Genomic DNA, 22808 nt, shown 5'->3' on the forward strand with positions numbered 1-22808 from the left:
TTTGGTTCCGAGCCCGCGAAAGTCGCGGAAATCCAAGCATTTCAGGTATTTTTCGATGCAAGATCATACGTCTCCGTCGTCGCTGGAAAACGCTATCGCAGTGCAAAAATACGGGGTCGGACAGCCTGTGCGCCGCAAGGAAGACGACACGCTGGTTCGCGGCAAGGGCAAATACACCGATGATTTCAGCCTGCCAGGCCAAGCCTATGCCTGGATCGTGCGGTCCAGCCACGCCCACGGAATCATCCGCGGCATCGATATCAAGGCGGCGCGGACCATGCCGGGCGTGCTCGGCGTCTGGACCGGCCAGGACCTCGTCGCCGCCGGCTACAACCCCTTCACCTGCGGCCTGCCGCTGAAGAGCCGCGACGGCTCGCCGCTGCTGCAGACCAACCGCATGGCATTGGCGACCGACAAGGTGCGCTTCGTCGGCGATCCCGTGGCCTATGTCGTCGCCGAAACGCTGGCGCAGGCGCGCGATGCGGCGGAAGCCGTCGAGCTCGATATCGAGCCGCTGCCTGCGGTGACCAATGCCGAGGAAGCCGCACGGCCCGGCGCGCCGCAGCTCTACGATCACATCCCCAACAACACAGCGCTCGACTATCACTATGGCGATGCCGCCAAGATCGATGCGGCGTTCGCCGGCGCCGCGCATGTGACCAAGCTTGACGTCGTCAACACCCGCGTCGCCGTGGTGTCGATGGAGCCGCGCGTGGCGCTGGCTTCCTACGACAAAACCAGCGAGCGCTTCACGATCCAGGTGCCGACGCAGGGCGTTTCCGGCAACAAGGTCACGTTTGCAAAAATCCTGAACGTGCCGAACGACAAGGTTCGTATCCTGACCGCCAATGTCGGCGGCTCGTTCGGCATGAAGAACATGAACTATCCGGAATACACCTGCATCGCGCATGCCTCGAAGGTGCTGGGCCGCCCGGTGAAGTGGACCGACGAGCGCTCGACCAGCTTCCTGTCCGACAGCCACGGCCGCGCGCAGACCATGCATTGCGAACTGGCGCTCGATGCCGAGGGTAAATTCCTCGCCGTGCGCCTCAAAGGCTACGGCAATCTCGGCGCCTACATCACCGGCGTGGCGCCCGGCCCGCTATCGCTCAACACCGCCAAGAACCTTGCGAGCGTCTATCGTACGCCGCTGCTCGGCGTCGACATCAAGACGGTGCTGACCAACACGACCTTGATGGGCGCCTATCGCGGCGCCGGCCGGCCCGAGGCCAACTACTACATGGAGCGGTTGATCGACCGCGCCGCCGATGAAATGGGCATCAACCGGCTCACCTTGCGCAAGCGCAATTTCATCAAGCCGGCGCAACTGCCGTTCCCCGCCGCCTCCGGTGTCACCTATGACAGCGGCGATTTCCAGGGCGTGTTTGCGAAAGCTCTGGAATTGTCCGACCACGCCAATTTTGCCAAGCGCAAGAAGGAAAGCAGGAAGCAGGGAAAACTGCGCGGCATTGCGGTCGGCTCCTACCTCGAAGTCACGGCGCCGCCGAGCGGCGAACTCGGCAAGATCAATTTCGAGCCTGATGGTTCGGTGAAGCTCACGACGGGGACGCTCGATTACGGCCAGGGCCACGCCACGCCGTTCGCCCAGGTGCTGTCCGCCGAGCTCGGCGTTCCCTTCGAGAAGATCACGCTCGAACAGGGCGACAGCGATCTCGTGCGTTTCGGTAACGGCACCGGCGGCTCGCGCTCGATCACCGCGACCGGTCAGGCGATCGTCGAAGCCGCGGCGCTCGTGGTTGCCAAGGGCAAGCAGGCTGCGGCGCATCTGCTGGAAGCCAGCGAGGGCGACATCGAATTCGGCAATGGCCGCTTCACCATCGCCGGCACCGACCGCTCGATCGGCATCATGGAGCTGGCGCAGCGGCTGCGCGACGGCAAGGTGCCGGAGGGCGTGCCCGATACGCTCGACGTCGACCACGCCACCAAGGACACGCCGTCGACCTTCCCCAATGGCTGCCACGTCGCCGAAGTCGAGATCGATCCCGACACCGGCGTGACCCAAATCGTGCGCTACACCGGGATCTCTGACTTCGGCACCATCGTCAATCCGATGATCGTCGACGGCCAGCTGCATGGCGGCGTCGCTCAGGGCATCGGCCAGGCGCTGATGGAGGAAGTGAGTTACGATTCCAGCGGCCAGCCAATCACCGGCTCGTTCATGGATTACGCGATGCCGCGCGCCGGCGACATCCCGCTGATGGCAACCGCCGATCACCCCTCGCCGGCCAAAACCAATCCGCTCGGCACCAAGGGCTGCGGCGAAGCCGGCTGCGCCGGCAGCCTCGCCTGCATCGTCAATGCTGTCATCGATGCGCTGTCGGAGTACGGCATTTCGCAGATCGATATGCCATTGACATCGGAACGCGTCTGGCGTGCGATCCAGGAGGCCAAGGCGAGGAAGGCGGCATAGGATGCAACCAGCCATCATCGGTGAACTCCGCGCTGCGTTCGATGCGACAACGGTCCTGACCGGCGCCGATATCGATGCGCGCTATTACACCGATATGGCCGGCATCCCCGTCCCTCCGCCGCTTGCGGTGATGCGGCCGCGCTCGACCGAGGACGTCTCGCGATTCCTGGCGATCTGCCACCGGGCGCGCGTCGCGGTCACGACCCAGGGCGGCATGACCGGGCTCGTCGGTGCCACCATGCCGATGGCCGGCGAGATCGTGCTGTCGATGGAACGCATGAACGCGATCGAAGAGGTCGACACCGGCGGCGGGGTCGTGATCGCCCAGGCCGCCGTGCCGCTGCAGCGCGTGCACGAGCGCGTCGCGCAGGACGGCTTCATGTACCCGCTCGATCTCGGCGCCCGCGGCAGTTGCACGATCGGCGGCAACATCTCGACCAATGCCGGCGGCAACCGGGTGATCCGCTATGGCATGACGCGCGATCTCGTGCTCGGGCTCGAAGCGGTGCTTGCTGACGGCACCGTGCTCAAGGGCGTGCGCAAATACATCAAGAACAACACCGGCACCGACCTCAAGCAATTGTTCATCGGCACCGAAGGCACGCTCGGCGTGGTGACGCGCGCGGCATTGCGGATTTTCCCGGCGCCGGCCGAACAGCAGGTGGTGCTGTGCGCGCTGCCGAGTTTCGACAAGGTGCGGGCGATGCTCGATTTGGCACGCAAGCGGCTTGGCGGCGAACTGACCGCCTTCGAGGTGATGTGGAACAGCTATTACCGCCTTGTGACCAAGCTGGTGCGAGGCGTCGCCGCGCCGCTGCCGGCCACCCATCCGTTCTACCTGCTGATGGAATCCTCGGGCAGCAATGCCGAGCGACTCCGCGCCGACGTTGAAAGTCTGCTCGAAGAGGCGCTCGGTGAAGGCATCATCCTCGATGCGATCATTGCCAATTCCGGTGCTTCTACCGCCGCGATTTGGCGGGTTCGCGATTCCAGCGTCGAACTCAGTCGGGCGACCGCGCCCACGGTCGGTTTCGACATCAGCCTCGCCATCGACCAGATGGAACCGTTCACGGAAGCCGTCGCAAAGGCGATCAAGGCGGTCGACAAGGACGCCTACACCATCGTGCTCGGGCATGTCGGTGACGGCAACCTGCACGTCAACACAAAATACTCGCCACCGGCTGACAAGCACGAGGAGATGAAGAAGCTGGTCTTCGGCCTCACCAGCGACTTCGGCGGCTCGATCTCGGCCGAGCACGGCATCGGCATCTCCAGGCGGCCCTATCTCAAGCTCAGCCGCACCGCGGAGGAGATCGAGACCATGCGCACGCTGAAGCGCGCGCTTGATCCGCATCACATCCTCAATCCCGGTCGCGTCTTCGAGATGTGAAGCGCGCCGGTTAGGCGGCGAGCTTCAGCGCGCGCTCTAGGAGCTCCAGCCGGTCCTGGCCCCAGAAGATCTCGCCCGAGGGCAAGACGTAACTGGGCGCGCCGAACACGCCCGCCTTCAGGGCATCCTGCGTATATTTCTCATACAGCGCATCGAGTTCGGCGTCCGATGGGCCGCCGGCCCGCAGCGCGGCGGCATCGAGACCGGCGCGTTGCGCCGATGATGCCATCACCGCGGTATCCGCAAACGATTCCTCGCGCTCCCAGATGGCGCGCGCCAGCTCCAGCGACAATTTATGAGCGTCCTTGCCCTGCAGCTTGGCTGCGATCACGAGGCGCGTCGCCGCCGCGTCATCGCTGGGGAAGAATTTAGGCTCGACATTGAGAGGAAGTCCCCGCACCTCGCGCCAGCGCCTGAGTTCCATCAGCCGGTAAGCCTGCCGCTGCGGGGAACGCTTTGGCAGCGGCAGCCCGCCGGTCTGCTCGAAAATCGGACCGAACTTGGCGGGCTTGACGTTGACTTCAGCGCCATAGCGGCGCGCGATCTCGGCGAACGGGCCGCTGCCCATGTAGGTCCAGGGCGAGTTCAGCGACAGGTAGTAGTCGATGGTGATGGTCATGATTACGCTGCCACCTGTTCGCGCGGCTGGTAGATCGCGGTGTGGTGGCAATGCGCCAGCGGCGTCTTGCCGTTGGCGACCACCAGCGCGTCGAGTTCGACAAAACGGTGCCCCTTCTTGTCGTAATTGCCGATCACTTTGGCACGCGCGGTCAGTTCATCGCCGATGCGGGCCGCGGACAGGAGCTGCATCCTTGTGCCGACATGAATCCACGGGCCCATGATGGCGTTGTCGACCAGCACCATGTTCATCACCCGCGGCAACAGGCCGGGGTGGCCGAGTCCTTCCTGCGCGTAGATCGCTTCGGTTTCGCGAATATCCGCCAGATATTGTTTTGCCGCGTCCGTCGCCCAGGTGCGCGGCGCCGCGCCGAGCCATTTACCAAGAGCATAGGACGTCGCATCCACCGGCTTTCGCTCGCCTGCGGCTGCGACCTCGACAAAGTCGGAAAGCGAAAATGATGGCGCTGCCGCCGGCAACGACGCGGTGCCGGTGGCACAAAGATCTCCCCGGCTCTCGACCTGGAGCTCGAGCACGCCGTTGCTTTCTTCGCCCATGACATCGGCCTGCTCGCCGTCATAGACCGGCTTGACGAAGCGCGCCTCGATCAGGCCACGCTCGAGAAAGGCACGGCCCCATTTTGCGACCGGCAGGTGCATCATGTAAGCCATGACATCGACACCGGGCACCAGACCGCCGCTAAAACCATAGCGCTTCGCCACCGTGTCATCGTGCATCTTGTTCTCGGAATGCTTGGAAGTGTTGTAGGCCGAGACGCGATACGGCCCGATGCGGCTTGTCATGCCCGTTTCCTCTATTTTCTTGTTGTTTCCGGGCGTTATCGTACGCAAAGAAAGTGTCGTGGCAAGCGTGTTCCCCGGCCTGTTTTCCTCGCCTTTTTCCGCCCCATGGAGTACCACGCGCGGACGAGACGACGAGACCGAATCCAACCCCGATAAACCGACTGAAGTGCCCGACTTGAATCCTACCCGCATCTATGTCGACGCCGACGCCTGCCCGGTCAAGGACGAGATCTATAAGGTCGCGAGCCGGCACGGCCTGCCCGTCAGCGTGGTCGCGGGCAATTTCATCCGCGTGCCGCAGGATCCGCTGATCGAGCGGATCGCCGCCGGCGCCGGGATGGACGCCGCTGACGACTGGATTGCGGAACGCGCCGGCAGGGGCGATATCGTCATCACCTCCGATATTCCGCTGGCGAGCCGTTGCGTCAAGGCCGGCGCCGAGGTGCTGGCACCGAACGGCAAGCCGTTCACCGAACAATCGATCGGCATGACGCTCGCGGTACGCAATCTGATGACCGATCTGCGTTCGTCGGGTGAAGTGACGGGCGGACCGAAATCGTTCGCCCCGCGCGACCGCTCGGCGTTCCTCTCCGCGCTCGACCAGACCATCCGGCGCATCCAGCGTCAGCGGGCCTCGCAGCCTGCGCCGAACCAGAATTGAGCTGAACGATGCCGCCGCCGCTGATCCAGTTGAAAGATATCGCGCTGACCTTTGGCGGCACGCCGCTGTTGTCGGGCGTGGAATTGTCCGTGTCGACGGCCGAGCGCGTGTGCCTGATCGGCCGCAACGGCTCCGGCAAATCGACGCTGCTGAAGATCGCCGCCGGGTTAGTCGAGCCCGACAGCGGCAGCCGCTTCGTGCAGCCCGGCGCCACCATCCGCTATCTACCGCAGGAGCCTGATTTCGGCGCGCACAAGACGACGCTGGCCTATGTCGAGGCCGGACTCAATCCGGGCGACGACCATTATCAGGCACGCTATCTCATCGAGCAGCTGGGCTTGAGCGGCGATGAAGATCCCACCCATGTCTCGGGCGGTGAAGCCCGCCGCGCGGCGCTGGCGCGGGTGCTGGCGCCCGCCCCCGACATTCTGCTGCTGGACGAGCCGACCAACCATCTCGATCTCACCACCATCGAATGGCTGGAAGGCGAGCTGGAGAGCCGGCGCTGTGCGCTGGTCATCATCAGCCACGACCGCCGCTTCCTCTCGAACCTGTCGCGCTCCACCGCCTGGCTCGACCGCGGCCAGATCAAGCAGATCGACCGCGGCTTCTCTGCATTCGAGGCCTGGCGCGACGAAGTGCTGGCCGAGGAAGAGCGCGACCAGCACAAGCTCGACCGCAAGATCGTCAATGAAGAGCATTGGCTGCGCTACGGCGTCTCCGGCCGCCGCAAGCGCAACGTCAAGCGGCTCGGCAATCTGCATGCCCTGCGTGATCAGCGGCGAACCTATCGCGGCGCGACCGGCAACGCCAGCCTCGCCGCCGCCGAAGCGGACAAATCGGGCAAGCTGGTGATCGAGGCCAAGAACATCGGCAAATCGTTTGGCGACCGCAAAATCGTCGAAGGGTTCTCGATCCGGGTGCAGCGCGGCGACCGCATCGGCATCGTCGGGCCGAACGGCGCCGGCAAGACCACGCTCATTGATATGCTGACCGGCGGCAGCCCGCCCGACAGCGGCACGATCCGGCTGGGTGCCAACATCGAAATGGCGACGCTGGACCAGCACCGCGAAAGCCTCGACCCCAAGTCGACGCTGGCCGATGCCCTGACCGGCGGCGGCAGCGACCATGTCATGATCGGCGGCAAGCCGAAGCATGTCGTCAGCTACATGAAGGACTTTCTGTTCGCGCAGGAGCAGATGCGCACGCCGCTGGAAGTATTGTCCGGCGGCGAACGCGGCCGGCTGATGCTGGCGCGTTCACTGGCAAAAGCTTCCAACCTGCTGGTGCTGGACGAACCAACCAACGATCTCGACCTCGAAACCCTCGACGTGCTCGAGGAAATGCTCGGCGACTACGAAGGCACCGTGATCCTGATCAGCCATGACCGCGACTTTCTCGACCGCGTCGTGACCTCCGTGATCGCGCCCGAAGGCGATGGGCGCTGGATCGAATATGCCGGCGGCTACACCGACATGCTGGCGCAGCGGGGCGCGGATCTGAAGCGCGAGGCGGTCAAGGTCGCCGAAGAGAAGCGGGAAGCGAGGGTTGCCGCTGGATCGCCTTCGACCGGACCGAAACGGCGCCTGAATTTCAACGAGAAGCACGCGCTGGAAACGCTGCCCAAGACCATGGCGAAGCTGCAAGCCGAGATCGCCAAGCAACAGCGCATTCTCGACGATACCGATCTCTACAAGAAGAACCGCAAGAAGTTTGATTCCGCCTCCGATGCGCTTACAAAGGCGCAGAAGGAATTGCAGGAAGCCGAGGACAAGTGGCTGGAACTTGAGGTTTTGCGCGAAGAGATAGAGCAGGCTTGAATCGTAGGATGGGTGGAGCGAAGCGATACCCATCATGCCCCGTGGATAGTGTTTGATGGGTTTCGCTGCGCTCTACCCATCCTACAATTGAGGAAACCATGACCACACCCCTCGCCGCCAAGATCGCCCGTGAATACGGCACGCCCGCCGCCGTGATCGACATGGACCGGGTCGAGCGCAACATAGCGCGCATCCAGGCGGCTTGCGATGCCGCCGGCGTCGCCAACCGGCCGCACATCAAGACCCACAAGAGCCCGCTGCTCGCGACCATGCAGATCAAGGCCGGCGCCAAGGGCGTGACTTGCCAGAAGCTCGGCGAGGCCGAAGTGATGGCAGACGCCGGGATCGACGACATCCTGATCAGCTACAATCTGATCGGCGAAGAGAAGATGGCGAGGCTCGGCGCGCTGCAGGGCAAGGCCAACATGACGGTCGCCTGCGACAATTCCGTCGTGGTGGCGGGCCTGCCGCAGGCCGCCGCGGCCTCAGGCCGTCCGCTGTCGGTGGTGGTCGAATGCGACACCGGACGCAAGCGCGCCGGCGTCGAGACGCCTGCCGAAGCCATTGCGCTGGCACGCGAGATCGCGGGCTCCAAGGGACTGAAATTCGCCGGCTTCATGCTGTACCCGACCGAAACCGGCTGGGCCGAGGCACAAAAATTCTTTGACGAGGCGCTGGCCGGCGTCCGCGCCCACGGCCTCGATGCCACGATGGTCTCGACCGGTGGCTCGCCGAACATGAAGAACGTCGGCAAGCTCAAGGGCGCCACCGAGCATCGGCCCGGCACCTACATCTACAACGACCGCATGCAGGTCGCGGCCGGCGTCGCCAGTTGGGACGATTGCGCCCTCAGCATCTATTCGACGGTCGTCAGCCGCGCCGGCCCGGATCGCGGCATCCTCGATGCCGGCTCCAAGACCTTGACGTCGGACACCGGCGGCGGGCTCGAAGGCCACGGCCTGATCCTCGAACATCCCGAAGCCAAGATCGCGCGCTTTGCCGAGGAGCATGGTTTCCTCGACCTCACCCGCAGCAACACGCGGCCGAACGTCGGCGACGTCGTGCGCATCATCCCCAACCACGTCTGCGTCGTCGTCAACATGATGGACGAAGTGGTGATGGTCCGCGGCGAGGAGATTCTTGGGACGTTGCCGGTGGCGGCGCGGGGGAAGCTGCGGTGATCCAGTCCGTAGGATGGGTAGAGCGGAGCGAAACCCATCATCTATCCCCGTGACATGATGTGATGGGTTTCGCTACGCTCTACCCATCCTACGATCGAGCCACTTCAACACACCCTTCCCCGCCGCTGCTCCCGTCGCAAACGACGCCTGCAGCAGATAGCCGCCGGTCGGCGCTTCCCAGTCGAGCATTTCGCCGGCCGCGAATACGCCCGGCAAACGGCGGATCATGAAGTCGGCATCGAGTTCGTCGAAGGCAATTCCGCCCGCGGTCGAGATCGCGCGCGCGATCGGTGCGACGCCGTTGAGTTCTACGGGCACAGCATTGATCAGTCGCGCGAGATCGGATGGCGATAGCGAAGCCAACGAGACGCCGGACGTCTTCGCCGCCTCCTGCAGCAATCCGATCGCGACCGGCGAAAGATGCGCGGCCTTGCGCAGGAAGTTCGACTGGGATTGTTTACCTTTTGGCGCAGAGAGCCGCGCGGTCAATTCCTCGATCGCCAGATCGGGGCGCAGCGCGACGTGCAGCGTCGCCTGCCCTGCGCCAAGGATCGCCTCGCGCAATTCCGCCGACAGCGCATAGATCGCGCCACCTTCGATACCCGTGCGGGTGACGATGGCTTCGCCGCGAACGCTGTGCGTTCCAAACGTCAGCGCTACGCCCTTGAGCGGCTGGCCTTCGAACCGATCGCGGAAAATATCGGACCATGCGACGGTGAAGCCGGAATTTGCCGGACGCAGCGGGGATATGTTGACGCCCTTGGCAGCGAGCGTTTCCGCCCATACGCCGTCGGAGCCAAGCCGCGGCCAGCTTGCACCGCCAAGTGCCAGTACGGTCGCGCTCGCTTCGATGTCGCGTGGTCCGTCCGGTGTCTGGAACTGGAGGCGGCCGTCTTCGCTCCAACCGGTCCAGCGATGGCGCAGCGCGAACTGCACGCGCTGCGAATCCAGCCTCCGCAGCCATGCCCGCAGCAACGGTGACGCCTTGAATGCTTGCGGGAAAACCCGGCCGCTGGAGCCGACGAAAGTCGGCTGCCCCTGCGCCTCGCTCCAGTCGCGCAGCGCTTGTGGCGGAAACGCTTCGATGACCGATACGAGATGCGGCTGCGCGCTGCCGTAGCGCGCAACGAAGGCGGCCAGCGGCTCGCTGTGCGTCAGATTGAGCCCGCCCCGGCCGGCCATCAGGAACTTGCGCCCGGCCGAGGGCATCGTGTCGTAGACGGTGACCGCAGCGCCGCCCTGCGCCAGCACTTCGGCCGCCATCAGCCCGGCAGGTCCGGCGCCGATGACGGCGATAGCCATCGTCAGAGCTTGATCCCCGCCTTCGCGGCCGCCTGCCCGACATATTTCTGCGTCTGCTCGAACGCGCCCTGCAGCGCCTTCGCCGTGGACATATCGCCGATCGCGGCAAAGTTCGCCGCGATGGCGTCCGGCGTCCACTCGGCTTGCGGCAGGTTGATGCCTTCGGTTTCCACGACCTTGATCACCGCGAACGAGCCGGCACCCGCGCCCATGATGGTGCGGGTCGGCGCGTCCTCGCTGAGCAAAAATTCCACCGCCGGGGTGATCGCCTCGGGGCGCATCAGCGCCAGCGCCTGTGGCGGCAACAGCTCTTCGGTCATGCGCGTCGCCGCGGTCGGCGAAATCGTATTGACGCGGATGTTGTTCTTGCGGCCCTCCTCGGCCAGCACGTTCATCAGGCCGACCATGCCGGCTTTGGCGGCGCCATAATTGGCCTGGCCGAAATTGCCGAACAGGCCGGATGAGGAGGTCGTCAGCACGATGCGGCCGTAATTCCGCTCGCGCATGCCATCCCACACTGCCTTGCAGCAGTAAAATGTACCGACGAGATGAACATCGAGCACCTTGGCAAAGTCGGCGATGTCCATTTTTGCGAACGACTTGTCGCGCAGGATGCCGGCATTGGCGCACAACAGATCGACGCCGCCCCACTCCTTCGTGGCCCGCTCGACCATCGCGGTGACCTGTCCGAACTTCGAGACGTCGGCGCCGTCGGCCATCGCCGTGCCGCCGGCTTTGCGGATTTCCTCGACCACGGTCTCGGCGGGCGTCAGCGAGCCGCCGGTCCCGTCGCGCGCGCCGCCGAAATCATTGACCACGACCTTGGCGCCGCGGCTGGCCAGCCCCAGCGCATGCGCCCGTCCCAGACCATTGCCCGCGCCGGTGACGATTGCGACGCGTCCGTCAAACCTGATTGTCATGAGTGGTGTTCCCAGTTCTCGTCATGCCCGGGCTTGACCCGGGCATCCATCCAGAATCGACCGTTTTTGAGCAGTGATGGATTGCCGGGTCAAGCCCGGCAATGACAGCCAATCCTCAGGCGAAATAGATCAGCCCGAGCCAGTTGGCGACCAGGGCCGGCTTTGGCTCGCCCTCAATCTCGACGGTGACATTGGTGCGCGACTGCAGTTCCTTGGGCTTGCGTAGCGTGGCTTCCAGCAGCGTGAAACGGCCGCGGACGCGGGAGCCCGCGCGCACCGGCGACATGAAGCGCAGCCGGTCGAACCCGTAATTCACACCCATCGTGGTGCCTTCGATGACCGGCATCACCTCATAGGACATGATCGACAGCAGCGACATCGTCAGAAAGCCGTGCGCCACGGTTGTGCCGTAAGCGGTTTCCTTCTTGGCGCGCTCGGGATCGACGTGGATGAACTGGTGGTCCTCGATCACGTCGGCATAGAGGTCGATCCTGGCCTGATCGACCAGGTGCCAGGACGAGACGCCGATCTCCTTGCCCACCATGGCCTGATAGGCTTCGAACGACACCGGCGGCTTCTTCCAGACTTCATTCATTACTCAGGTCTCCAATCCGGCGGTCCGCACCTTCTGCAGCTCCGGAAACTGTTCTTCGCGGAATTCCGTCCCGCGCAGCGCATCGCTGCGGTTGTCGTCGTGCTCCAGCCGCCGCAATTGCACGCGGCGGATTTTTCCCGAAATCGTCTTCGGCAATTCGGTTACCAGCTCAATGCGCCGGATGCGCTTGAACGGCGCAAGGCGGGTGTGCAGGTGGTTGAAGATCGACAGCGCGGTCTCCGGCGAGCGTTCCACGCCAGCCACCAGCAGCACATAGGCCTTCGGGATTGCGAGCCTGATCGGATCGGGACTGGGCACGACGGCGGCTTCCGCCACCGATTCATGCTCCAGCAGCACGCTTTCGAGTTCAAACGGGCTGATGCGGTAGTCGGAGGATTTGAACACGTCGTCGGAGCGGCCGACGAAGGTCAGATACCCCTCGTCATCGGCGAACACCACGTCGCCGCTGCGATAGAGATCGCCATCGGCGCCGCTCAGTTTGCCGTCCTCGCCTTGATAGCCCTGCATCAGGCCGGCCGGACGGTCCGCGCCGAGCACCAGCGTCACCTCGCCCTCCTTGGTGGCGTGGCCGTCATTGTCCGTGATCTGCACGCGATAGCCGGGCAATGGACGGCCCATCGATCCGATTTTGACCTTCTGGCCCGGCGAATTGCCGGCGAGCGCCGTGGTTTCGGTCTGGCCGTAGCCGTCGCGGATGGTCAGGCCCCAGGCGTTCTGCACCTGATCGATGACTTCGGGATTGAGCGGCTCGCCGGCGCCGCAGACCTCGCGCAAGCTCACCTTGAAGTCCGCGAGCTTCTCCTGGATGAACAGCCGCCACACCGTCGGCGGCGCGCACAAGGTCGTCACGCCGCAGCGGCCGATGGTGGCGAGCAATGACTTGGCATCGAAGCGCGGCTGGTTGACCACGAACACGGTGGCCCCGGCGTTCCATGGCGCGAACAAGCAACTCCAGGCGTGCTTGGCCCAGCCCGGCGAGGAAATGTTGAGGTGCACATCGCCCGGCTGCAGCCCGAGCCAGAACATCGTCGACAACGCGCCGACGGGATAGCTGCGCTGGCTGTGCCGCACCAGCTTTGGTTTTGCCGTGGTACCCGAGGTGAAATAGAGCAGCATCGGATCGTCGGCGTTGGTCGGGCCGTCGGCTGCGAATGTTTCGGAGGTGTTGGCGGACTCTTCGAACGGCAACCAGCCGTCGTGCTTCGCGGTCGCACCGACCACGATGCGCACCAGGCCCTCGGCACCAAGGCTCGCGAATTTCGCGACCTGATCCTGCGAGGCCACCACGACCTTGGCGCGGCCGCGGTCGAGCCGGTCGCGCAGTTCGTCGGGCGTCAGCAGCGTGGTTGCGGGGATCACGACGACGCCGAGCTTCATCGCCGCCAGCATGGTCTCCCACAGCGGCACGACATTGCCGAGCAGCAGCAGCAGATGATCGCCGCGCTTCAGGCCCTGCGCGCGCAGGAAATTGGCGACCTGGTTGGAACGGCGCGACAGCGCGGCAAAGGAAAGTTTTGTTTCCTTGTCGCTGCCGGCATCGACGATCCACAGCGCCGCGCGGTCCTTGCTGTCGGCGTTACACGCCAGTTCGGCGTCGAACCAGTCCAGCGCCCAGTTGAACGGAACAGGGTCCGGCCAGCGGAACCCTTTTACCGCGGTGTCGTAATCGGTGCGGTGCTTGAGCAGAAAGGCGCGCGCGTCCTGGAAACTCGTCATCGGCTCTCCGTTATTTCCCGGCGAGACTCCGAACGTGCTGGATAATCCCGGAAAAATCCACCCCGCCATGGCCGGCGGCGTCGAATGCCTTGTAGATCTCCTGCGCATGTTTGCCCAGAGGGGTCGCGGCCCCCGCGGCATTGGCGGCGTCCTGCGCCAGCGTCAAATCCTTCACCATCAGGTTGGACGCAAAACCCGGCTTGTAGCCGTTGTTGGCCGGCGAGGTCGGAACCGGGCCCGGCACCGGGCAATAGGTCGTCAGCGACCAGCATTGCCCCGATGAGGTCGAGGCGACGTCGAACAGCGCCTGATGCGACAGGCCGAGCTTTTCGGCGAGCGCGAAGGCCTCGCCTACCGCGATCATGGAAATACCCAAAATCATGTTGTTGCAGATCTTGGCCGCCTGCCCGGCGCCGGCGCCGCCGCAATGCACGATCTTCTTGCCCATGTTCTCCAGCACCGGCTTGGCCGCGGAAAACGCCTTGTCCTCGCCGCCGCACATGAAGGTGAGCGTCGCGCCCTTGGCGCCGCCGGTTCCGCCGGACACCGGCGCATCGACCGAAGCCATGCCGTGCTTCGCCGCCAGCGCATGCGCCTGTTTTGCACTCTCGACGTCGATGGTCGAGCAATCGATGATCAGCGCACCCTTGGCCATCGCCGGAACCACGTCGGTCCAGACCGAGACCACGTGCTTGCCCGCGGGCAGCATGGTGATGACGGTATCCGCACCCTTCACCGCGGCCGCGGCGCTGTCCGCGATGGTGGCGCCATCGGTCCTGGCCTGGTTCTTCGACGCTTCGACCAGATCGAAGGCAATGACCTTGTGGCCGGCCTTGACCAGGTTGGCCGCCATCGGCCCGCCCATATTGCCGAGGCCAATGAATGCGATATTTGCCATCTCAAATCCTCCGCGTGAGCTGTTCTTGTTATTTCAGTTGAACCTGAGTTCGTCGGCGCCGATCTCGGCGAAGTAAGGCGCCTGCATCGCAGGCGTCACATCCTCGATCCGCAGCGGCGACCATTTTGGACTTCGGTCCTTGTCGATCACGGCGGCGCGCACGCCTTCGCGAAAGTCGTCGCTGGCAAACACTTCCAGCGCGGCGCGATATTCCCGCACCAGGCATTCCTCCAGCGAGGACGACGCCCGCGCCAGCCGAAGCAGTTTCAGCGTGACCACCATGCCGCGTGGCGATTTCTCGCCGAGCGTCTTCAGGGTTGAAAGCGCCAGTTCCGAGCGGTCCTGCTGCAGGGCGGCAACGATGTCTTCCATCCGGTCATGGGCGAACCAGCTGTCGATTTTTGTCTGCATCGCGGCCACGGGGCCGGCAGTCTCGCCGGTCGCAAAGCCATCAATAAGGGTCTTGATTTCGGCTGATGTTGCTCCGGGCCGAACCTTGGTCAGCGCCTCGCGCAGCGCGGGCAATTTAGCCGATGGCACGACCGCATCGGCAAAACGCGCATTGATCGCATCGGGGCCATTCATGGTCTGGCCGGTCAGGCCAAAATACGTGCCGATTTCACCCGGCGAATGCGAGAGGAGCCAGGTGCCGCCGACATCCGGGAAAAAGCCGAGGCCGACTTCGGGCATCGCCAGTTTCGTCCGCTCCGTCACCACGCGATGGCTGCTGTGGGCCGACAACCCGACGCCGCCGCCCATTACGATGCCGTCCATGAAGGCGACATAAGGCTTTGGGAGCTTCTTGATGCGGGCGTTGAGGATGTATTCCTCGCGCCACAGGATCTTGCCGAGATCGCCCTTGACCTTCGAACTCTCCCAGAGCGCGCGGATGTCGCCGCCGGCGCAGAGGCCACGTTCGCCTGCCCCTTCCAGCAGGATCACCGCGACGGCCGGATCGGCCTCGAACTGATCGAGCGCCTTGTCGACGTCGCGAAACATCTCCAGCGTCACGGCATTGATCGCCTTCGGCCGGTTGAGCCGGATCACGCCGCAGGAACCCTCGCGCCGTGCGATCAGGTCGCCCTCCGGCGCCTCGGTAGCCGATGTCATCGCGCCCCCTCGATCAGTTTTCGCGATACGATCAGCCGCATGATCTCGTTGGTCCCTTCCAGGATCTGGTGCACGCGCAAATCGCGCACGATCTTTTCGATGCCGTATTCGCTGAGATAGCCATAGCCGCCATGCAGTTGCAGCGCCTGGTTGGCGACCTCGAAGCCGACATCGGTGCCAAAACGCTTGGCCATCGCGCACAGCATGGTCGCGTCCGCATCCTTGCGGTCGAGCGCAGCAGCGGCGCGCCAAACAAACGTCCGCGCCGCCTCCAGTTCGGTCGCCATGTCGGCCAAGCGGAACTGCAGCGCCTGGAATTCGTCGAGGCGCTTGCCGAAGGCTTTTCGCTCCTTCATGTAGCCAAGCGATTTGTCGAGCGCGTTCTGCGCGCCGCCGAGCGAGCACGCCGCGATGTTGATGCGGCCGCCGTCGAGCCCGGCCATCGCAATCTTGAAGCCGATGCCCTCGTCGCCGAGGCGATTTTCAACGGGCACACGCGCATTCTCGAAAATCACCGCACGGGTCGGCTGCGCGTTCCAGCCCATCTTGCGCTCATTGGCGCCGAACGACAGGCCGGGCGTATCGCCCTCGATCACCAGCGTCGAGATGCCGCCCGGGCCGTCCGCGCCGGTACGCACCATCACCACATAGAGATCGCCCTTGCCGGCGCCTGAAATGAACTGTTTCTGGCCGTTGAGCACGTAATGATCGCCCTCGCGCACCGCGCGGGTGCGCAAAGCAGCCGCGTCCGAGCCGGAGCCCGGCTCGGTCAGGCAGTAGCTCGCCAAGAGCTCCATGGTGCAGAGCTTCGGCAGCCATTTCTGGCGCTGGGTGTCGTTGCCATAGGCATCGATCATCCAGGACGCCATGTTGTGGATCGAGATGAACGCCGACACCGTCGGGCAGCCCTGCGCCAGCGCCTCGAAGATCAGCGCGGCGTCGAAGCGCGTCAGCGCCGAGCCGCCGACATCGTCGCGAATATAGACCCCGCCGATGCCGAGCGTTGCCGCCTCGCGCATCACGTCGACGGGGAAATGCTTTTCCTCGTCCCAGCGGATCGCATGCGGCGCAATTTTCTCCGCGGCAAATTCCCGCGCCATGTCGCGAACCGCAATCTGGTCCTCATTGAGAGCGAAATGCATCTCGGTGCCCGCGTTTCTCTTACCGTCATGGCCGAGCTTGTCCCGGCCATCCACGTCTTTCCTGCTGCAACCTTCAAGTCGTGGATGCCCGGGTCAAGCCCGGGCATGACGAGTTAAGGAGATTACGACGCGATCAGTTCATCGTCGGAATCGAAAACTCCGCGCCTTCCTTCACACCCGACGGCCAGCGCGAGGTGATGGTTTTGGTCTTGGTGTAGAAGCGGATCGAATCCGGGCCGTGCTGGTTGAGATCGCCGAAGCCGGACTTCTTCCAGCCGCCAAACGTGTAATAGGCGATCGGCACCGGGATCGGCACGTTGATGCCGACCATGCCGACTTCGACCTTGGCGGCGAAATCGCGCGCGGCGTCGCCGTCGCGGGTGAAGATCGCAACGCCATTGCCGTAGTCATGGTCCGACGGCAGCGCCAGCGCTTCCTTGTAGTCGTGCGCGCGCACCACCGACAGCACGGGGCCGAAGATCTCTTCCTTGTAGATCCGCATGTCCTTGGTGACGTTGTCGAACAGCGAACCGCCGAGATAGAATCCCTTCTCGTAGCCCTGCATCTTGAAGCCACGGCCGTCGACCGCGAGCGTCGCGCCTTCCTTGACGCCGATGTCGATGTAGCTCTTCACCTTCTCGACCGCTTCGCGCGTCACCAGCGGGCCGTAATCGGCCGAGGGATCGATCGAGGTGCCGATCTTGAGCGACTCCACGCGCGGGATCAGCTTTTCCATCAGGCGGTCGGCGGCGGTCTTGCCGACCGGCACCGCGACCGAAATCGCCATGCAGCGCTCGCCCGCCGAGCCGTAGCCGGCGCCGATCAGGGCATCGACGGTCTGGTCCATGTCGGCGTCCGGCATCACGATGGCGTGGTTCTTGGCGCCGCCAAAACACTGGCAGCGCTTGCCGGTCTGCGCGGCGCGCTCGTAGATGTACTGCGCAATCGGCGTCGAGCCGACAAAACCGATCGCCTTGATATCGGGATCGTCGAGAATGGCGTCGACGGCTTCCTTGTCGCCGTTGACGACGTTGAGCACGCCGGGCGGAAGACCCGCCTCGATCATCAGGGCGGCGAGCAGCATCGGCACGCCGGGATCGCGCTCCGAGGGCTTTAAGATAAACGCGTTGCCGCAGGCGATCGCCGGCGCGAATTTCCACATAGGGATCATCGCCGGGAAATTGAACGGCGTGATGCCGGCGACGACGCCGAGCGGTTGCCGCATCGAGTAGATATCGATGCCGGGGCCGGCGCCTTCAGTGTATTCGCCCTTCATCAGATGCGGAATGCCGCAGGCGAATTCGACCACTTCGAGGCCGCGCTGGATATCGCCCTTGGCGTCAGGAACGGTCTTGCCGTGCTCACGCGCGAGGAGATCGGCGAGCTTGTCGTAATCGCGGTTGGCGAGTTCGAGGAACTTCATCATCACGCGCGCGCGGCGCTGCGGGTTGGTGTTGGCCCACTCGACCTGGGCGGCCTTGGCGTTCTCGACGGCGGCGCGGACCTCGGCCTTGGAGGCCAGCGCCACCTTGGCCTGGACGTCGCCGGTCATCGGCTCGAAAACGTCGGCCGTCCGGCCCGAATTGCCCTTGACCTCTTTGCCGCCGATGAAATGTCCGATTGAACGCATGAATCTTCTCCTTGGGAGTCTCGGGTAATTTTACCGCCCTTTTTGACCCGCATTTCTTAGGATACAAGTCTGATAAATTGCACCATAGATGTGCGGAAATGCTGGATCAAGGCGGCGGCACGATCGATTGGGATGACTTCCGTTTTCTGCTGGCGATTGCGCGCGGCGGAACGGTATCCGCTGCCGCAAAACAGCTGGGCGTCGATCATGCCACAGTGATCCGGCGTGTCGACCGGCTGGAGCGGCATCTGTCCGCAAAACTGTTTGATCGGCGCAAGACCGGCTATTTGCTGACCGAGGCCGGCCAGCGCGTCGCCGACAGCGCGGAGGCGATGGAATCCGACCATCGTCGCCAACCAGGAGGCGGTCGGCGGCTCCCGCGCGCATCTGACCGGCACCGTGCGGATCGGGGCCCCCGACGGCTTTGGCAGCCACTTCCTGGCCTCGCGCCTCGTCAAATTCGTCGAGCGCTATCCGGATCTCGACCTGCAACTGGTCGCCACCGCCCGGCTGTTCAGCCTGTCGAAGCGCGAGGCCGATATTGCGATCAGCCTGACCATGCCGAAGGAAGGCCGGGTGTTCGGCCGCAAGCTGCTCGATTACAGCCTCGGGCTATATGCCGCCCCCGCCTATCTCGACCGCGCGCCCCGGATTACCGGGCGCAGCGACCTCGCCGCGCACCGCTTCGTCGGCTACATCGAGGAACTGCTGTTCACGCCGGAGCTGGATTATCTGCCGCAGGTCAGCCCAAAGATCTCCGCGAAATTCCGCAGCGCCAATCTGATCGCCCAGCTCAACGCCACCATCGCCGGCTTCGGCATCGCCGTGCTGCCGCATTTCATGGCGACGGCTCATCCCGAGCTGCGACCGGTGCTGCCGGACGAGATTACGATCTCGCGGACGTTCTGGCTGTTGATGCATGCCGACAGTAAGGATCTTGCACGGATCCGCGCGGTGGCGGATTACATTTATGAGACGGTGGAAGGCGAGCGGGCGTTGTTTGGTGGGCGGTGAATGAAACTGTCGTCCCGGCCTTGAGCCGGGACCCATACCGCGTGATCTATCGACAGAAAAAAGCCGGCAGACGCTGCCTGCAATTACAACGGCCGCGGCGTATGGGTCCCGGCTCAAGGCCGGGACGACGGCGGTGGGTGACGCTGCTAATTCGCCGCGGCCTTCTTCGCGGCCGGCTTCGCCGCCGCAGCGCGGCTCACCACGGCCTCGCGTCCGGCGGCGAGGATCTGGTCGGAAAACTCGCCATTGCCGGCGATCCGCGACAGCACCAGCGTGCCCATCATGGTCGCGAGCGCCGCCACCGCCTGCTTGCGCGCGACTTTGCGCGGGACGTCGAGAATCTGATCGGCCATCATATCGATCATCGCTTCCAGCTTGGTCGCAAAAGCCTTCCGCGTCTTCGCGCTCTCACGCGCGATCTCGGCGCCGAGCGTCGGAATCGCGCAGCCATGGCCGGGATCGTCGCGATGAACAGGCGTCAGATAACTCTCGACGATGGTTGCGAGACGCTTGTCCGGCGGGGTCTCGTCGGCGATCTTGCGCCAGCGCTCGGTCGAACGGTCCATCGCATAGGCAAAGGCTTCGATGACAAGCGCCTCGCGGGAATCGAAATGGGCGTAGAAGCCGCCATGGGTCAGGCCAGCCTCCTTCATCAGGTCGGCGACGCCGATGCCATGCGCGCCCTTTTCGCGAAGCCGTACTGAGGCCTTCTTCACGATCCGCACGTGGGTTTCCTGCTTGTGCTCCTTCGAATAGCGCATCGCAATTCCTGAACCATTAGATGTTTGCAGTCATATAATAGCAGTTGCACGCGAAAAAAGCTGCACCTATTTCGTCTTAGGACCCTCGCCGATCATCGAGAAGGTGGCGGTCGCGTGCACTGCAAGATTGCCGGCGCCGTCGCGGACAAAGCCTTCGGTATAGCTGGTCTGGCGGCCGAGTTTTATGATTTTGCCTTCGGCCGAGATCTTGCCCGACTTGACCGAGAGCGGCCGCAGATAGGTCAGCTTGAGATCGAGCGTCACCGCACCCTGCCCGGCCGGCAGCATAGTCGAGATCGCGCAGCCCATGGCGGTATCGAGCAGAGCTGCCGCGGTCGCGCCGTGCAACAGACCGATGGTATTTTCCAGGCTTTCATGCGGTTCGAGTTCCATCACGATCCGCCCCGGTTCGGCAGTGCGAAGTCGGAAATCGATCAGGCGGGCCATCGGCGGTTCCGGCAGGATACCGTCGCGGATCGCGCACATCGCCTCCATGCCCGTCATCCCGGCGGCAGCCTTCGCGGCCGGCCCCGGCGCCTGCCAATCGACCACGCGCTCCCGGCGCATGGCTGAAGAAAACAGGTCGGCGGATTCTATCGCGCTCATGGCGGCTCCTTTTAGATTATGATCGTCATATTACACCGACAGGCTTCGCCGCGCAACGCCCCTCGCCTGCCAGCCCTTGACAATTCAGCGCATTGTCCGGGAAGTGGCGCAAACCGTGCCACTGAACCCAAAAAACCAAGACCAACAGAGAAAATCAGATGGAAATGCTCAATCCCCATTGCGGCATCGACCGCGATTCCCGCGGCGTGGTGCGGCTGTCGATCTGCAATGCAGGCTCGCTGAACATCCTGAGTTCCGCCGTCACATCAGGCGTGCGCGAAGGCTTTGAGAAACTCGCCACCGATCGGACCATTCGCGCGGTGATCCTGGCCGGCCAGAGCGAGAAGAGCATGATCGGCGGCGCCGACATCAAGGAAATGGCCAAACTCGACCAGAAATCCGCCGAAGCCTTCATCACGCGGCTCCGCGATCTCTGCGAAGCCGTGCGCCAATTTCCGGCGCCCGTGATCGCGCGGCTACCCGGCTGGTGCCTTGGCGGCGGGCTGGAGGTCGCGGCCGCCTGCGATTTCCGGATTGCTGCGCACGACGCTCATTTCGGCATGCCCGAGGTCAAGGTCGGCATTCCGTCGGTGATCCACGCCGCGCTCTTGCCGCGGCTGATCGGCTGGGGCCGCGCCCGCTGGCTGGTGATGACCGCGGAGAATATCGATGCCCCGACGGCGCTGGCGTGGGGGCTGGTCGACAAGGTCGCGCCGGCCGGCGGCCTGGATGACGCGGTCGAGCATACGGTCAAGGCGCTTCTCGAATGCGGCCCCGAGGCGCTGCGTTCGCAGAAGGCACTGCTGCGGCAATGGGAAGAACTGCCGCTCAAGGAGTCCGTCAATCTCAGCGTCGGCGTGTTCGGGCAATCCTTCCTGACCGGCGAACCGCAGCGGATGATGCAGGGCTTCCTCGATCGGAAGCGATAGCCGCAGGAGAAGAAATGGAAAGGTCGTTCGACGCGATCGTACTCGGTTTGGGGGCAATGGGCTCCGCTGCAACCTACCAGTTGGCCAGTCGAGGCGCCTCGGTTCTCGGGATCGATCAGCTCAAGCCGCCCCATGAGCTGGGTTCGACGCACGGCGATACCCGAATTACGCGCATCGCCTGCGGCGAGGGTCCCGAGTACTCGCCATTTGCCAAGCGGTCGCACGAGATATGGCGCGGCATCGAGAGCCGGACTGGTCGGGATCTTTTCACCCAAAATGGACTGCTGGTGATCTCCGGCAAGGGCCAGCGTGCCGCCGGACATGAAAATCCGGAATTTCTCAAGACCACAGTGGCAGCGGCCGACGAGGCCAATATCCGCTACGAAATTCTGGATGGCAAAACGATCAGGCAGCGTTTTCCCGCCTTCAATGTCAATGACGACGACGAAGCCTATTTCGACGAAGTCAGCGGCTTTGTGCGACCTGAGTCATGCGTCGAGGCACAGCTCCAGCTCGCGGCCACCTCGGGCGCCATGCTGCGCTTTTACGAGAAGGTGCTGAAATTCGAATCCGATGGCGACGGCGTGCAGGTGACGACAGGCGTCAGCACCTATCGCGCCAAGAAACTCATCATAACCGCCGGCCCATGGATCAACCAGGTATTAGGCGTTGATCGGCAATTCAGCATAACGCGGCAGGTGCTTTATTGGTTTGGCCTGAAAAACCAGCACCGATACCCGGAATTTCTTCCAGAGCGATTTCCGGTGTACATCTGGCAGCTTCCGGCACCCCAGAGCATCTACGGCTTTCCATTGATTGGCCACCACGAACAGGGGGTGAAGATCGCCACCGAGCAGTATGAGAATACGACGACGCCCGACACGGTTCGCCGGAGCGTCGGTCCGGACGAAATCACTGGGATGTTCAGAACCTATGTCGGGCCGTTCTTCCCTGGCCTCGACGAAAATTGCGTGCAGACCAAGGTGTGCCTTTACACCTGTGTGAAGAACGCCCGGTTCATCATTGATCATCACCCCGACATGAAGAACGTCATCATCGCCTCGCCGTGCTCGGGGCACGGGTTCAAGCATTCCGCCGCTGTCGGGGAAACCCTTGCCCAGATGGCGCTTGGTCAATCACATCTGGACGTCAGCAAGTTCTCGTTTTCAGGCCCTATCTGAGATCCCGGCGCCCTTCGCTGCAAAAACATGCTGCCTTGCCATCCCGCCTCTTTCAAGCTGTAGTCGGCGTGACCAAGG

19 protein-coding genes and 1 pseudogene are annotated in these 22808 nt (G+C 63.8%); 8 read left to right on the top strand and 12 right to left on the bottom strand.

Translation table 11 applies throughout. The features are described from left to right. Window positions 1–55: 55 nt before the first annotated feature. Window positions 56–2431 carry a xanthine dehydrogenase family protein molybdopterin-binding subunit gene (locus JQ609_RS06950; RefSeq protein WP_212272648.1) on the top strand — a complete coding sequence of 792 codons (2376 nt, stop codon included), beginning with the start codon at window positions 56–58 and terminating at the stop codon, window positions 2429–2431. A 1-nt stretch (window position 2432) separates the two neighbouring features. Beyond that, window positions 2433–3821, top strand: coding sequence for an FAD-binding oxidoreductase (locus JQ609_RS06955; protein WP_212272649.1), 1389 nt, complete (start codon window positions 2433–2435; stop codon window positions 3819–3821). Between the two features lie 10 nt (window positions 3822–3831). Here JQ609_RS06955 and JQ609_RS06960 read toward each other — a convergent pair whose 3' ends face one another. Further along, window positions 3832–4440: a 2-hydroxychromene-2-carboxylate isomerase gene (locus JQ609_RS06960; RefSeq protein WP_212272652.1), complete on the bottom strand. Its 609-nt coding sequence runs from the start codon at window positions 4438–4440 to the stop codon at window positions 3832–3834. Window positions 4441–4442: 2 nt separating this feature from the next. Next, window positions 4443–5243, bottom strand: coding sequence for a hypothetical protein (locus tag JQ609_RS06965; RefSeq protein WP_212272654.1), 801 nt, complete (start codon window positions 5241–5243; stop codon window positions 4443–4445). Window positions 5244–5418: 175 nt separating this feature from the next. On the opposite strand from JQ609_RS06965, the gene JQ609_RS06970 reads away from it, so the two are divergent. From JQ609_RS06970 to JQ609_RS06980, 3 genes are all read left to right on the top strand, one after another. After that, window positions 5419–5904 (top strand): YaiI/YqxD family protein, encoded by a 486-nt coding sequence (locus tag JQ609_RS06970; RefSeq protein ID WP_212207872.1) that lies wholly within the window; start codon window positions 5419–5421, stop codon window positions 5902–5904. Between the two features lie 8 nt (window positions 5905–5912). Beyond that, window positions 5913–7724, top strand: coding sequence for an ABC-F family ATP-binding cassette domain-containing protein (locus JQ609_RS06975; RefSeq protein WP_212272656.1), 1812 nt, complete (start codon window positions 5913–5915; stop codon window positions 7722–7724). A gap of 98 nt (window positions 7725–7822) precedes the next feature. After that, on the top strand, window positions 7823–8905 hold the full coding sequence (locus JQ609_RS06980) for a D-TA family PLP-dependent enzyme (protein ID WP_212272658.1): 1083 nt from the start codon (window positions 7823–7825) through the stop codon (window positions 8903–8905). Between the two features lie 72 nt (window positions 8906–8977). Here JQ609_RS06980 and JQ609_RS06985 read toward each other — a convergent pair whose 3' ends face one another. The 8 genes from JQ609_RS06985 to JQ609_RS07020 all read right to left on the bottom strand — a co-directional run bounded on the left by JQ609_RS06985 (window position 8978) and on the right by JQ609_RS07020 (window position 18239). After that, window positions 8978–10207, bottom strand: a complete 1230-nt coding sequence (locus JQ609_RS06985; RefSeq protein ID WP_212272661.1) for a TIGR03862 family flavoprotein — start codon at window positions 10205–10207, stop codon at window positions 8978–8980. Window positions 10208–10209: 2 nt separating this feature from the next. Next, a complete protein-coding gene (locus JQ609_RS06990) occupies window positions 10210–11127 on the bottom strand; it encodes an SDR family NAD(P)-dependent oxidoreductase (protein WP_212272662.1) in 918 nt (305 codons plus the stop codon). A 115-nt stretch (window positions 11128–11242) separates the two neighbouring features. After that, window positions 11243–11722 (bottom strand): MaoC family dehydratase, encoded by a 480-nt coding sequence (locus JQ609_RS06995; RefSeq protein WP_212272664.1) that lies wholly within the window; start codon window positions 11720–11722, stop codon window positions 11243–11245. Window positions 11723–11725: 3 nt separating this feature from the next. Next, complete coding sequence (locus JQ609_RS07000) at window positions 11726–13459, bottom strand: AMP-binding protein (RefSeq protein WP_212272665.1); 1734 nt, start codon at window positions 13457–13459, stop codon at window positions 11726–11728. A 10-nt stretch (window positions 13460–13469) separates the two neighbouring features. Then, on the bottom strand, window positions 13470–14357 hold the full coding sequence (gene mmsB / locus JQ609_RS07005) for a 3-hydroxyisobutyrate dehydrogenase (RefSeq protein WP_212272666.1): 888 nt from the start codon (window positions 14355–14357) through the stop codon (window positions 13470–13472). Between the two features lie 33 nt (window positions 14358–14390). After that, window positions 14391–15467: an enoyl-CoA hydratase/isomerase family protein gene (locus JQ609_RS07010; RefSeq protein WP_212272667.1), complete on the bottom strand. Its 1077-nt coding sequence runs from the start codon at window positions 15465–15467 to the stop codon at window positions 14391–14393. Next, the gene (locus JQ609_RS07015; RefSeq protein ID WP_212272776.1) at window positions 15464–16609 is read right to left on the bottom strand and encodes an isobutyryl-CoA dehydrogenase; all 1146 of its coding nucleotides are present in this window, start codon (window positions 16607–16609) and stop codon (window positions 15464–15466) included. The genes JQ609_RS07010 and JQ609_RS07015 overlap by 4 nt, the downstream gene beginning before the upstream one ends. A gap of 133 nt (window positions 16610–16742) precedes the next feature. After that, window positions 16743–18239: a CoA-acylating methylmalonate-semialdehyde dehydrogenase gene (locus JQ609_RS07020; protein ID WP_212272668.1), complete on the bottom strand. Its 1497-nt coding sequence runs from the start codon at window positions 18237–18239 to the stop codon at window positions 16743–16745. A gap of 98 nt (window positions 18240–18337) precedes the next feature. Between JQ609_RS07020 and JQ609_RS07025 the strand changes: the two are divergent. Continuing rightward, window positions 18338–19253: pseudogene (locus tag JQ609_RS07025) on the top strand (LysR family transcriptional regulator). A 146-nt stretch (window positions 19254–19399) separates the two neighbouring features. Here the strand turns inward: JQ609_RS07025 and JQ609_RS07030 are convergent. Further along, window positions 19400–20014, bottom strand: a complete 615-nt coding sequence (locus JQ609_RS07030; protein WP_212272669.1) for a TetR/AcrR family transcriptional regulator — start codon at window positions 20012–20014, stop codon at window positions 19400–19402. A gap of 66 nt (window positions 20015–20080) precedes the next feature. Then, entirely contained in the window at window positions 20081–20620 is a 540-nt protein-coding gene (locus JQ609_RS07035) for a PaaI family thioesterase (protein WP_212207860.1), read from the bottom strand. A gap of 158 nt (window positions 20621–20778) precedes the next feature. On the opposite strand from JQ609_RS07035, the gene JQ609_RS07040 reads away from it, so the two are divergent. Next, the gene (locus JQ609_RS07040) at window positions 20779–21549 is read left to right on the top strand and encodes an enoyl-CoA hydratase (RefSeq protein ID WP_212272670.1); all 771 of its coding nucleotides are present in this window, start codon (window positions 20779–20781) and stop codon (window positions 21547–21549) included. 14 nt (window positions 21550–21563) lie between these two features. Then, entirely contained in the window at window positions 21564–22730 is a 1167-nt protein-coding gene (gene solA / locus JQ609_RS07045; protein ID WP_212272672.1) for an N-methyl-L-tryptophan oxidase, read from the top strand. The last annotated feature ends 78 nt before the right edge of the window (window positions 22731–22808 follow it).

This window comes from Bradyrhizobium sp. AUGA SZCCT0169, assembly GCF_018130085.1.
Taxonomy (GTDB): domain Bacteria; phylum Pseudomonadota; class Alphaproteobacteria; order Rhizobiales; family Xanthobacteraceae; genus Bradyrhizobium.